This window comes from Labedella gwakjiensis (genome assembly GCF_003014675.1).
GTDB classification, from domain to species: Bacteria; Actinomycetota; Actinomycetes; order Actinomycetales; family Microbacteriaceae; genus Labedella; species Labedella gwakjiensis.
The window spans coordinates 532,269-545,508 of record NZ_PYAU01000001.1 but is presented as its reverse complement, the minus strand read 5'-3'; the positions used below and the strand labels follow the sequence as shown (position 1 = coordinate 545,508).

Genomic DNA, 13,240 nt, shown 5'->3' with positions numbered 1-13,240 from the left:
CTAGGGGGTGGGGACCGCCGTCGGGGCGGGGAGGTCGAGGGCGGTCGGAGTGGGGCGCTTGGCGCCGTCGAGGCGGACGAGGATCACGCCGGCCACAATGAGCGCGCCACCCATGGCCTGGACGACACTCGGAACCTCGCCGAGGAGCAGCCACGCGATCAACACGGCAAAAAGCACCTCCGACAGCCCGACGAACGAGGCGAGTCGCTCGCCCATGCGTCCTGCCGCGACGATCCCGGCCACGTACGCGAAGGCCGTCGCGACGAGGACGATGACGCCGAGTGGGACCCACCAGGGCACGACGGAGCCGAGAAGCTCGACGTCCACGAGGGGAGCGGATGCCGGGAGGACGCCGACGAGGAGGGCCGAGCCGAGCGCGAGCGACGCGACGAGCAAGCCGCCGGCGGCGAGCGCCACCGGAGGAAGATCCGTCGGCCGCGCGGAGAGCACGAAGTACCCCCCGAGGCACACCGCCGCGCCGAGGGCGAAGAGCACGCCGAGCAGGTCGGGCGTCGCGCCCGCGATGTCGATCACGAGCACGAGCCCGCCGATGCTGAGCGCCGAGCCGGCGATCGTGCGGCTCCTCGGTGCTCGCCGGGTGCGTCCCCACGCGGCGAGCACGAGCAGTACCGGTGCGAGGTATTCGATGAGCAGGGAGATGCCCACGGGCATGCGCGATACGGCGGCGAAGTAGCAGAGCTGGGCGCCGGCGACGGCGACCAGGCCGAAGCCGACGACGAGGCGCCACTCGCGCCGCAGGATGGCGAATCGCCCACGAAGAGCCCACACGCCGAGGGGCGCAAGGACGATCGTCGCGCCGAGTGTACGGAGGAACACCGCGGACGCCGGCGACCATCCCGCCTCCAGCAGGGTCTTCACGAACGGTCCGCTCGCTCCGAAGGCGAGGGCCGAGACCAGCCCGATGAGGATGCCGGAGGCTGCGGAGGGCGTGGCGCGCATGGGCGGATCCTGTCATGAGTCAACGGGTAGGATGATCATGACACTACGACCGGCGATGTCAGGAGTCAATATGCTCTTCACCCATGACACCGAGGTGTCGCTCATCGCCGCGGCGATCCTCGTCAATACCGCGCCGGGGGCATCACGGTCGCGGGACGACGAGCTCGCGACGACGGCCGATCTCGTCGCGTTCCTCGACTCCCAGGAGTTCACGGGCGCGCGCCTCGGGACCGTCGATGAGCTCGAGGCCGTCCGCGCTCTGCGTCCGCGCCTTCGCGCCATCTGGCTCGCCGAGCGGGACGATGCGGTGGACGGTGTCAACGCGCTGCTACGCGAAGGAGCGGCACTCCCGCAGCTGCAGCGGCACGACGGCTTCGACTGGCATATCCACGCGACGGAATCGGATGCGCCTGTCGTCACGCGGCTTCAGGTGGAGGCCGCCATGGCATTCGTCGACGTCTTGCGCTCCGACGAGTGGCAGCGGATGCGGGAGTGCGAGGCCCCCGACTGCGAGGCTGTGCTCGTCGACCTGTCGCGGAATCGATCGAAGCGCTATTGCGACGTGGGCAACTGCGGCAACCGGATGAACGTCAACGCGTACCGGGAGCGGAGGTCGGGCTCCGCCTGACGGGGCGTCCTCTCCGACTCAGAGGAGACCGAGGGATCGCGTCTGCTCCCGCTCGTCGATGAGCTCGGCGACCGACGCGTCGATGCGCGCGCGTGAGAACTCATCGAGCTCGATCCCGTCGACGATCCGCCACTCGCCGTCGACCGAGCGCACCGGGAACGACGAGACGAGCCCTTCCGGCACGCCGTACGAGCCGTCGGACACGATGGCTGCGGACGTCCACGACGTGCCGGGGGTTCCGTCCACCCAGTCGTGCAGGTGGTCGATGGCCGCCGATGCGGCGGAGCCGACGGAGGAGGATCCGCGGACCGAGATGATCTCGGCGCCACGCCCGGCGACCCGGGGGATGAACCTCTCCCTGATCCACTCGGCATCCACGAGATCGATGGCCGACGCGCCCCCGACGGTCGCTCGCGTGATGTCCGGATACTGCGTCGCGGAATGGTTGCCCCAGATGGTCACGCCGTCGATGTCGGACACGGGTACGGCGAGGTGGGCGGCGAGGATGCCGCTCGCGCGGTTGTGATCGAGGCGGGTCATCGCGCTGAAGCGCCCGGGCGGAACACCGTCAGCGTGGGCCGCGGCGATGAGGGCGTTCGTGTTGGCGGGGTTGCCCACGACCACGACGCGCACGTCGGGCCCGGCCGACCGTGCGATCGCAGCTCCTTGCGGTCCGAAGATCGCGGCATTCGCCTCGAGGAGGTCGCCCCGCTCCATTCCGGCCGACCGCGGGCGGGCACCCACGAGGAGCGCGGCATCCGCTCCGGCGAACGCGGTGTCGGCGTCATCGGACACCTCGACGGAGCGGAGGAGAGGGAACGCGCAGTCGGTGAGTTCGAGGGCTGCGCCCTCGGCTGAGCGCAGACCGGCGGGGATCTCGAGCAGGCGGAGGGAGACGGGCGTGTCCTGCCCGTAGATCGCGCCGGAGGCGATCCGGAAGAGGAGGGCGTAGCCGATCTGCCCGCCGGCTCCTGTGACGGTGATGGTCCGGGGAGGCTGGCTCATGGCGTCAGCCTAGGCGCATCGCCCGGAAAATCCTCGGGTTGCGGTGCTGTCCGTTGCGGTGCCGAAGAGACGATCTGCCGGACGAATGGATACGGCTGGGTCAGCCGCGAGCGGCGGCGGGCTCGGAGACGGTGGCGCCGGCCTCGAGGGAGGCCAGGGCCCGGCGGAGGGCCGTGCTCGACGTCGACATCGTGTACGGGAAGTAGACGACCTCGACGCCGACCTCGGAGAACTGCTGCTCGAGGGCGAGGCCCTGAGGGGTGCCGCGCCAGTCGTCGCCCTTGAAGAAGGTGGTGAAGCGCAGTCGCTCCCACATCTCCATCTTGGACGGCAGGTCCTCGGCGACGACCTGGTCGACGTAGCGGATGTTGCCGACGATCTCCATGCGCTCCGCGAGTGGGATGACCGGCGTGACCTTCTTGCGCGAGATGAGGAGCTCGTCGCTGACGACGCCCGCGATGAGGTAGTCGCACGCGCTCTTGGCGTGCTTCAGGATGTTGAGGTGTCCGACGTGGAAGAGATCGAACGCTCCGGCGGCGTATCCGATTCGGATCATGGGGCACCCCTCAGCTCTCATGGTCGTGGTGGACGGGGCTGAGCCGCCGTCGTGAAGTCGAGTCATCCTCAGGTGAGGATCTCTCACGATCATAACGACGACCGTGGTCCATGGGGAAGAAACCCCGTGAACTGGGGGGAGTACGAAATGAGGGATCCTCGTTATTCGTCTTCTGCCTTCTGTAACGTTGAATCGGCCGCACATCGATCGCGAGTGCGACCGGATCCGAACGAGGAGTGAGAATGACGACCACCGAGCGTCCCATCGAGGGTTATCGCGCCACTGTCGCGCGGCTCGCGTCGGCCCAGAAGGGCGCTGCCAAGGGCGCGCCGGCCTACTCCATCTACGTCAACCGCAAGCTCGGTCGGTTCATCGCGGCCGCTGCGTACCGCGCCGGCCTCACCCCGAATGCGGTGACGGCTGTGAGCGCGGCCTTCACGTTCTCGGGGATCATCCTCCTCGCGACGGTGCCCCCGGTCTGGTGGTCCGGAGTGCTCATCTGGCTCCTCCTCGCCGTGGGCTACGCGTTCGACTCCGCCGACGGCCAGGTGGCGAGGTTGCGCGGCGGGGGATCGGCCGCGGGGGAGTGGCTCGATCATGTCGTCGACGCGCTCAAGATCTCGAGCCTGCACATCGCGGTGCTCATCTCGGCCTACAGATTCTTCGACCTGCCGTCCGACGCGTGGCTCCTGGTCCCGATCGGCTACTCGATCGTCGCGAACGTCACGTTCTTCGCGATGATCCTGAACGATCAGCTGAAGCACGTGCGCGGTCGCAAGGGGACGGCGGAAGCCGGTGGCGGATCGCGTCTGCGATCGTTCCTCGTGATCCCGACCGATTACGGCCTGCTGTGCTTCGTCTTCGTCCTGCTGGGTGCGCCGCTGGTGTTCTTCGTGGTCTACGGACTGCTCTTCCTGGCCAACGCCGGGTTCCTGCTGCTTGCGGCGGTCAAATGGTTCAGAGACATGGTGGCGCTCGACGCGCCGGAAAGTGAGGGGGCACGATGAGTGAGGACACGCCGGACGAGGAGACCACTCCCGTCGAATCGGAGACGACGACGGATCCCGAGGCGCACGCGAGACGGCGAGGACTGCTGATCCTCGTGATCGTCGTCGTCGTGGCCGTCGTGGCCGCACTCGTCATCTGGTCGGTCAATTCCAGCGCACCGTCGCCCGCCGCCACCACGTCGGCGAGCTCGACGCCTCTCCCCAGCGCGTCGACGCCGAGCGACGGTTCCTCCGCCTCGGCCGATCCGTCCGCATCGGCGGAGCCGGGTGCCGGCGGAGAGGTCGTCGACGACATCCGCGATTTCGACGAGCCCGCGCCCATCGACGGCGGCGTGACCGTCGCCCTCGACGACCTCGAGGCGGTCGAGGGCGAGGCGTCGATGCCTGGCGAGATCGCCGGACCGTCCCTTCGTTTCACCGTCACGTTCACGAACGACAGCGACGAGGCCTACTCCCTCCTCGGTGCCGTGACGAACGTGTACTACGGAGCGGATCAGATCCCGGCGATCGAACTGGCCGAGCCCGGGGGAGAGCCGTTCCCGCAAGAGGTGGCTGCCGGCAAGAGCGTCACGGGGACGTTCGTCTACAACGTGCCGACCGATCAGCGTGATCAGGTCCGGATCACGGTCGACTACGAGGCGGCTGAGCCCGCCCTGGTGTTCGAGGGCGCTGCGCCCCAGTAGATCCGCGATCGTCACCGCAACGGGCGGGGGTGCCGAATCATTTCGGCGTCCCCGCCCGTTGCGCGTTCCTGCCTCTCTCGTATCCCTGCCGTCCCGTGTCCGGCCCGTCGAGGGTCTGACACGATGCGTCTTCGCACGATTCGGCTCGTCGAGAAGGGGGTCGTCGTCACCCCGAAAGGGGGGTGGAATGTGGCCCGAATGGGGGACACGGAGAAAACGTGAGGAAAGCTACGATTTAGCATCACCCGATGTGAGTGGCCCTCAGGTTCACTGAGACACCGCCCGGCAGGTCGGTGCATACACATCCCCCCAGAGACGGCGAGACCCCCCATGACCACAACGTTGTCGGTACCCGAAGCCGCAACATCCGAACCCCGCACGCGGAGGGGAGCGCGACTCGTCGCTCTCGTCGGCGTCACCGTGTCCGCGATCGTGTTGAGCATGCTCTCCCTGCAGCCCGCGGCCGCCGACACCATGCCGGAGGCCGGACAGCCGGAGACCGTGTCATCCGACCCACTGGCCGCCCCACAGATCGACGGTGTCGTCTGGGATCAGTACGTCGTGGGCAACACGGTGTACGTGGGAGGCGACTTCACGACGGCGCGTCCCGCCGGTTCGGCCGCCGGCACCAACACGGTGACCCGCAGCAACTTCCTCGCATACAACCTCACGACGGGTGCCCTTCTCCCGTTCGCGCCAGCGTTCAATGCGCAGGTCCGCTCCATCACGGCATCGCCGGACAAGACACGTCTCTACGTCGCCGGCCAGTTCACGACGGCGGCCGGCTCGACGCGCTATCGCGTCGCCGCGTTCGACGTCGCAACGGGGAGCCTCATCGCGGGCTTCGCCCCGACTATCAACTCTCGCGTCAACACCGTCGTCGCGACGAACACGACCGTCTACATCGGTGGTCAGTTCACATCGGCCGGCAACGAGACCCGTCTGCGGACCGCGGCCTTCTCCGCGTCCAACGGTGCACTCACCGCGTGGGCACCCAACGTCCCCGACGGCAACGTCTCCTCGATGGTGATGTCGGCTGCGCAGGACAAGATCGTCTTCGGCGGCAACTTCACACAGGTGAACGGATCGAACAACCCCGGCTACGGACTCGCCTCGGTCGACACGACCGCCGGCGCGTCGAACTCGTGGGCGATCAACTCCCTCATCCGCAACGGAGGCACCGACGCCTCCATCAACTCGCTCGCCACGGACGGCACCTACGTCTACGGGACCGGATACGTCTTCGGAGCCGGCGGAAACCTCGAGGGAACGTTCAAGGCGAACTGGAACAGCGGCGAGCTCGAATGGGTCGAGGACTGCCACGGTGACAGCTACTCGGTAGCCCCCGGAACCGACGTCGTGTACACGGCCGGCCACGCGCACTACTGCGGCAACGTCGGCGGATTCCCCCAGACGGAGCCGTGGACCTTCTATCGTGCCGTCGCCTTCACGAAGGCCACCACGGGTACTCTGACGGCGGACCCGTACGGCTACTACAACTTCAACGGCACCCCCTCGCCCTCCCTCGTCAACTGGTTCCCCTCCTTCAACACCGGCAAGGCCAGCGGATCGGGCCAGGGCCCGTGGGATGTCGTGGTCGCGGGTGACTACGTGCTCTACGGCGGAGAGTTCACGACCGTGAACGGCAAGGGACAGCAGGGTCTCGTTCGCTTCGCGAAGAAGGAGATCGCCCCGAACGACGATGGTCCGCGTCTCACCGGGACGAACTTCGTGCCGAGCCTCGCCTCCTTCAGCACGGGCACTGTGCGTGTCGCCTGGCAGGCCAACCACGACCGTGACAACTCCCTCCTGACCTACGACGTGATCCGCAACAACCAGACGGCGACCCCCGTCTACACGACGCAGGCGAGCTCGACGTTCTACAAGCGACCTCTCATGTCGTTCCTCGACACGGGTCTCACTCCAGGACAGACGTACACCTATCGCATCCGTGCGACCGACCCGTTCGGCAACTCGACGATGGGCACGCAGGTGAGCGTCACGGTCTCGGCCGATGGACAGATCAGCGCGTACACGCAGAGGGTCCTCGACGACAACCCCACGTCGTTCTGGCCGCTCGGTGAGGCCTCCGGCACCATCGCCTACGACTGGAACGCCGGCGACGACATGAAGCTCTCGAGCGGAGTGACCCGCGGGACCACCGGTCAGGAGGCGAGCTCGACGAACACCGCATCGACCTTCCCTGGATCGATCGACAACATCGGAGTGTCGACCGCGTCGAAGCCCGCCTCGAACACCTTCACGGCCGAGGCATGGATCAAGACAGGGACGACCTCTGGTGGAAAGATCATCGGATTCGGCAACAGCGCCTCCGGCAACTCGGGCTCGTACGACCGGCACGTCTACATGGACAACTCGGGTCACCTGACCTTCGGCGTCTACACCGGCAACACGCAGACGATCACGAGCGCCGCGAGCTACAACGACAACCAGTGGCACCACGTCGTGGCCACGCTCGGATCGAACGGCATGCAGCTCTACGTCGACAGCAAGAAGGTGGCGAGCCGTGCCGACACGACGGCGGGCCAGGCGTTCTCCGGCTACTGGCGCATCGGCGGTGACAACCTCGGCGGTTGGCCGAACCGCGGCAGCAGCGACTACTTCGCCGGCGCCATCGACGACGTGGCGGTCTACCCGACCGTGCTGAGCCGTCAGTCGATCGACGCCCACTTCGTCGCATCGGGTCGCACGTCGACCATTCCCGTCGCCCCCGCCGACGCATACGGAGCCGCGGTCTTCTCCCTCGAGCCGACCTCCTACTGGCGGCTCGGCGAGTCGAGCGGCACCGTGGCGGCGGACTCCGGTCCGTTCGGGAACCCCGGCACCTACACCGGCCTCGTGAACAAGGGCGCGACGGGCGCACTCAACGGAGTCCCCGACAAGGCGGCGACGTTCGCCCCCACCGAGGAATGGTGGGGCTGGAACGAAGCCGGCGTGGCGAGCGCTAGCCCGATCAACAACCCCACGACGTACGCGGTCGAGGCGTGGTTCAAGACCACGACGACCCGCGGCGGGAAGATCGTCGGCTTCGGAGCGAGCCCAACGGGCGGTTCCGGTGGCTACGACCGCCATGTCTACATGGAGAACGACGGACGGCTCACCTTCGGAACGTGGACGGGACAGACGAACACGATCACGTCGGGTTCCGCGTACAACGACGGCCAGTGGCACCACGTCGTGGCGCAGCAGTCCTCCGCCGGCATGAACATGTTCATCGACGGGAACTCCGTCGGCACCAACCCGCAGACCGCTGCGCAGAACTACACGGGCTACTGGCGGGTCGGTGGCGACACGACATGGGGCGGGACCGCTCCGTACTTCGCCGGAACCATCGACGAGGTCGCGATCTACTCGACGCCCCTCACCGCCGCCCAGGTGGAGCAGCACAACGGTCTCGGCCGTGGAGTGGTGGCCAACGTGCCTCCGACCGCGTCGTTCACGGCGGCCTCTTCCGATCTCGCCGCATCCTTCGACGCGACGGCATCCGCGGACTCCGACGGCACGATCGTGTCCTACGCCTGGGACTTCGGTGACGGGCAGACCGGCACGGGCGTCACGGCGAACCGCACGTACGCCGCCGCCGGCACGTACGCCGTGAAGCTCACGGTCACCGACAACCGCGGTGGGACGGCGACGTCGACGCAGAACGTCACGGTCACGGCACCCAACGCCGTCCCGACGGCGTCCTTCACGGACCAGGTCACGAACCTCTCCGCCGCGTTCGACGCGTCGGCCTCCGCCGACAGCGACGGGACCATCTCGAGCTACGCCTGGAACTTCGGTGACGGGGCGACGGCGACGGGGGTCACGACGAGTCACGCGTACGAGACGCCGGGCAACTACCTCGTCACGCTCACGGTGACGGACGACAGGGGTGCGACGGCAACGGCGACCCGGGTCGTCGCGGCGGCACTGCCGGCGAACCAGAACCCCACGGCGAGCTTCACGGCGACCCCGTCGGGACTGGGAGTCGCGCTCGACGGTTCGGCCTCGACCGACCCGGACGGGACGATCGCGTCCTACGCATGGAACTTCGGCGACGGTGAATCGGGTTCGGGAGCGACGACGAGTCACACCTACGGCTCCGCCGGCACGTACACGGTGACGCTCGCGGTGACCGACAACCGCGGCGCGACGATCCAGACGCAGAAGGAGGTCACCGTCACGGCGCCTCCGGCCGCGGAGACCATCGCTGCCGACACGTTCGAGCGCACCGCGACGAACGCGTGGGGCTCCGCACAGCCGGGCGGACTCTGGACAGTGGGAGGCGGCAACAGCAGCTTCTCGGTCGCGGGCGGCGCCGGCGTCATCTCGCTCCCCGCCGGCGGAACGCGGACCAGCCGACTCAGCACCGTCTCCGTGACGGACGCGAACATCAACACTCGCGTGGCGGCGTCCGACATCGCGAACGGCGGCGGCGTCTACGCCTCCGTCATCGGCCGACAGGTCGGGACGACGAGCTACTCGGCTCGGGTGTGGATCCAGGCATCGGGCGCGGTGCGCATCCAGCTGCTGCGCGGCTCGACGGCGCTCCAGGCGTACACGGTCCCCGGACTCACGTACACGCCCGGAACCGATCTGCAGATCTCCCTCGAGATCAGCGGCACGTCCCCGACGACGCTCAAGGCGAAGGTCTGGGCGGCTGCGGGAGCGGAGCCCGGCGCGTGGCAGGTCAGCGCGACCGATTCGACGGAGGGCCTCCAGGCCGCCGGAGCGATCGGCCTCGGAGGCTACATGCCGAGCACCGTCACGAACGGTCCGGTCTCGGTCCGGTTCGACGCCTTCTCAGCCGTCGCCCTCGGCGCCGTCACACCGACGCCGAACGTCGCACCGGCCGCGTCCTTCACGGCGACGCCCACCGACCTGTCGGTGGCACTCGACGCCTCCGCGTCGACGGACTCGGACGGCACGATCGCCTCGTACGCCTGGCAGTACGGCGACGGGACGACGGGCACGGGCTCGACGTCCTCGCACGCCTACGGAGCCGCCGGGACCTACACGGTGAGCCTCACCGTGACGGATGACGACGGTGCGACGAACACGACGACGCGTTCCGTCACGGTGACGGCGCCGCCCGAGCCCGGAACCCCGGCGGTTCTCGCCGCCGACGCCTTCGGTCGCACGGCGTCCTCCTCCTGGGGCAACGCGACGACGGGCGGGCCGTGGACGGTCGCGGGTGGGAACTCCTCCTTCTCGGTGAACGGATCGGCCGGCGTGATCGACGTGGCCGCCGGCCAGACGCGGTCGGCTCGACTGGGAGCCGTCTCCGCGACGGAGACCGACTCGACCGTCACGATCACGGTCCCGTCGGCTTCGACGGGAGGCGTCCAGTACGCCTCGGTCATCGCCAGGCAGGTCGGGTCCGACAGCTACTCCGCACGGCTCGTCGTGCAGGAGAACGGCTCGCTGCGCATCCACCTGATGCGCAACACCGTCGTCCTCCAGTCGGTCGCGTTGCCGATCACGGGCTACACGGCGGGCACGGCGATCACCGTCCGCGTCCAGGCGTTCGGAACCGCCCCGACCACGATCCGGGCGAAGGCCTGGGTCGCCGGTCAGACCGAGCCGGCCGCGTGGCAGGCGCAGGTGACCGACTCGACGGCGGCCCTTCAGACGGCCGGTTCGGTCGGTCTCTCCGCCTACATGGCGAGTTCGATCACGTCCGGCCCCGTCTCCGTCCGGTTCACGGACTACAAGGTCACCGCGATCTAAGCGGTCACGACCTGGCCGGGCGCATCCTCCTCTCGAGGATGCGCCCGGCTTTTCGTGGTCAGGGCGCAGATCGTCGTATACGGCGCCGAGCGCACGGTGCCGTCGAGTCGACGTCGTGGGGTGCGCGTCCTAGGCGTGGCCGCGGGTGCGGCGCACACGCTTCCCGATGCGGCGTCCGTCGCGCACCCCTCGCAGTCCCGCGCGCAGGGGGGCGAGCGAGCTCAGGAACTGCCGTCGGCCGCCCTGGAGGAGGATCTCCCACGAGACGGTCGGGGTGTGCCTCAGCCAGGCGCGGTACTCCTCGTCGGAGAGGTGCAGCGCGGCGAACAGGATGCGGTTGCGGATGTTGTAGTAGTAGTACGTCGTGGACTTCGCCTGGCCGGAGGATGCAAGGCCCTCGGCCTGAGTGCCGCCCTCGGCGTGGATCGCGACGGCGTCGTCGAGGGAGACGAGGCGTCCGCCCGACGCGACGACCTTGTGGGAGAGGTCCACGTCCTCCCAGTAGAGGAAGTACTCGTCGGAGAAGCCGTCGATGCGTGACCAGAGCTGCCAGGACACCGCGAGGCATGCGCCGGTGAGCCACGGTTCGATGCGGGAGGCGTCGACGTCGCTGAGGCGACGGCGCAGCGATCGGATGCGTCCGTCGTCGAGGTAGAGGTCCGAACCGGCGAACCAGACACTGCCGTCCGGACGCAGGATCCGCGGGGCGACGAGCGCGTCGGGGTCGGCGACGACGGCCGAGAGCAGCCGTGCGGCTGACCCCGGGTCGATGCTCGCGTCGGGGTTGAGGATGAGGAATCGATCAGCGCCGCGTTCGCGCGCTCGGGCGATGCCGCGGTTGACGCCGGCGCCGAAGCCGATGTTGCTCTCCGGCTCGACCAGCTCCCACCCTTCGGCGGCAGAGAGATGCCGCATCGACTCGCGCTCGAGCGCCGTCGTGAAGTTGTCGACGGTCACGGCGAGAAGACCGGGTGCATTCCTCGTGAGTTCCGTCAGATTCGCCTCGAGGAGATCGCTCGACCCGTAGTTCACGACCACGACGGCCGCTCCGGCGAAATCGGGTCCGGAGATCGCGTCGGATCTCACGTCGTTCGTGCTCACAGGGTGCTCCCGTCGTCGGCGGGACCGGCGTCCCCTGGCTCAATGGGTGGCGTCGTCTTGGAGCGGCGCGCGGTGCGCACGATCTCGAGCAGGACGAGGACGTCGCGTCGTATCGGGCGGACGATGAGCGCGAGGAGCCCGTAGGCCATCACCTCGGCGACCACGGCGGCGAGGATCTGTACGACCGCGCCGGCCGGGGCGGCCAGCACCGTCGCCCCGAACGCCGCCGCTCCGGCGATGATCGCTGCGGCGGAGATCCTCACGACACCGACGAGGAGCGTCCTGATGGGGATCGGTGTGGCGCGGTTGAGCCACCACAGCGACAGGGGCCAGGAGAGCACCGGCTCGAGCGCGAAGCCCGCGGCGACGCCGACGATGCCCCACTGCGACCCGATGAGGACGAACGTGATCTTCATCCCGGCGCTCATGAGGGTGAATCGGAAGAGGTGTCCGGTGAGTCCGCGCGAGACGTACACCCAGTAGCCGACGAGCGCGAGGGTCTGGAACGCCCCCGCGACGGCCAGCAGACGGAGGACCGGCGGGACCTCGCCCCACTTGGGTCCGAGGAAGACGTCGACGAGAGGCTGAGCGGCACCGGCGACGAGGGCCAGCCCGGCCACGAGCGTGTAGCCGAGAGCGATCTGCCCACGGGTGACATAGCTGTTGAAGCGCAGGCGCTCGTGCTCGGCCTGCATGCGTGAGAGCACCGGGATCGCGACACGCGTGATGGGAGCGCGGAGCTGATTGAGGGGGTTCATCAACAGCTGGAAGCCTCGGCTGTACACGCCGAGTGGTCCGGGGCCGAAGCGGAGACCGAGCACGAGCGAATCGGTGTTGCTCGCCGCGTAGCCGATGAGCTGGGTCGACACCATGTTCCATCCGAAACGGTAGAAGCCCGTCATGTCGGTGCCACGACGCGGCAGACGGGGCAGCCAACGCGACGCCGCCATCACCAGGACGAGGCTGATGAGGGCGAGCGAGACCATCTGCCACGCGAGGGACCAATAGCTGGCGCCGGACACGGCGAGCACGATGGCGATCGCTAGCGCACCGACGGAGGCGACCACGTCGATGAGCGCGAGAGCCCCGAACCGGAGGTCGCGGCTGAGACTCGCTCGGTGCTGGGTCGCGATGCCGTTCAACACGAAGGTGAGGGCCATGAACTGCGCAAGGGGAATGAGCTCAGGACGTCCGTAGAGGGCACCGATGAGATAGGCGACCCCGAAGAGGATCACGCCGAGGGCCACGCCGATTCCCGCGTTCGCCCAGAACAGCACGTCGCGCTGACGTGAACTGAGACTCGGTGCCTGGATGGCGGCGTTCGACAGCCCGAAGTCGCGGAAGACCTCCGACACCCCGACGATCACCATGACCATCGTGAACAGTCCGTATTCGTCGGGTGAGAGCAACCGCGACAGCACGACGACCGAGACGAACTGGATGAGGATGCGGACGAGCTGGCCACCCATGGTCACGGCGGCGCCGCGAGCAGCGTTCCGGCCGAAGTCGCCGTTCGAGGACGCCGTCGGAGCCTTGGTGCTCATCGTCGTGCCCCCGTCGGCGGCAT

Annotated in this window: 9 protein-coding genes; 4 read left to right on the top strand and 5 right to left on the bottom strand. The window is 68.4% G+C overall.

All coding sequences use genetic code 11. The features are described 5' to 3' along the window. A complete protein-coding gene (locus tag CLV49_RS02510) occupies positions 1-960 on the bottom strand; it encodes an EamA family transporter (protein WP_106562125.1) in 960 nt (319 codons plus the stop codon). 70 nt (positions 961-1,030) lie between these two features. Between CLV49_RS02510 and CLV49_RS02505 the strand changes: the two genes are divergently transcribed. Beyond that, positions 1,031-1,588: a CGNR zinc finger domain-containing protein gene (locus CLV49_RS02505; protein ID WP_106562124.1), complete on the top strand. Its 558-nt coding sequence runs from the start codon at positions 1,031-1,033 to the stop codon at positions 1,586-1,588. An 18-nt stretch (positions 1,589-1,606) separates the two neighbouring features. Here CLV49_RS02505 and CLV49_RS02500 read toward each other — a convergent pair whose 3' ends face one another. Next, a complete protein-coding gene (locus CLV49_RS02500) occupies positions 1,607-2,593 on the bottom strand; it encodes a malate dehydrogenase (RefSeq protein WP_106562123.1) in 987 nt (328 codons plus the stop codon). A 100-nt stretch (positions 2,594-2,693) separates the two neighbouring features. Then, positions 2,694-3,149, bottom strand: coding sequence for an FAD synthase family protein (locus tag CLV49_RS02495; protein ID WP_106562122.1), 456 nt, complete (start codon positions 3,147-3,149; stop codon positions 2,694-2,696). A 242-nt stretch (positions 3,150-3,391) separates the two neighbouring features. On the opposite strand from CLV49_RS02495, the gene CLV49_RS02490 reads away from it, so the two are divergent. The 3 genes from CLV49_RS02490 (at position 3,392) to CLV49_RS02480 (ending at position 10,572) form a co-directional block, all read left to right on the top strand. Next, the gene (locus CLV49_RS02490) at positions 3,392-4,156 is read left to right on the top strand and encodes a CDP-alcohol phosphatidyltransferase family protein (RefSeq protein WP_106562121.1); all 765 of its coding nucleotides are present in this window, start codon (positions 3,392-3,394) and stop codon (positions 4,154-4,156) included. Beyond that, on the top strand, positions 4,153-4,839 hold the full coding sequence (locus CLV49_RS02485; RefSeq protein WP_106562120.1) for a hypothetical protein: 687 nt from the start codon (positions 4,153-4,155) through the stop codon (positions 4,837-4,839). Before CLV49_RS02490 ends, CLV49_RS02485 begins: the two co-directional genes overlap by 4 nt. 330 nt (positions 4,840-5,169) lie before the next feature. Beyond that, on the top strand, positions 5,170-10,572 hold the full coding sequence (locus CLV49_RS02480; RefSeq protein WP_106562119.1) for a PKD domain-containing protein: 5,403 nt from the start codon (positions 5,170-5,172) through the stop codon (positions 10,570-10,572). A 129-nt stretch (positions 10,573-10,701) separates the two neighbouring features. On the opposite strand, the gene CLV49_RS02475 is transcribed toward CLV49_RS02480, so the two are convergent. Beyond that, positions 10,702-11,673 carry a glycosyltransferase family protein gene (locus CLV49_RS02475; RefSeq protein ID WP_243696765.1) on the bottom strand — a complete coding sequence of 324 codons (972 nt, stop codon included), beginning with the start codon at positions 11,671-11,673 and terminating at the stop codon, positions 10,702-10,704. Continuing rightward, positions 11,670-13,217 (bottom strand): lipopolysaccharide biosynthesis protein, encoded by a 1,548-nt coding sequence (locus CLV49_RS02470; RefSeq protein ID WP_106562118.1) that lies wholly within the window; start codon positions 13,215-13,217, stop codon positions 11,670-11,672. The genes CLV49_RS02475 and CLV49_RS02470 overlap by 4 nt, the downstream gene beginning before the upstream one ends. Positions 13,218-13,240: the final 23 nt, after the last annotated feature.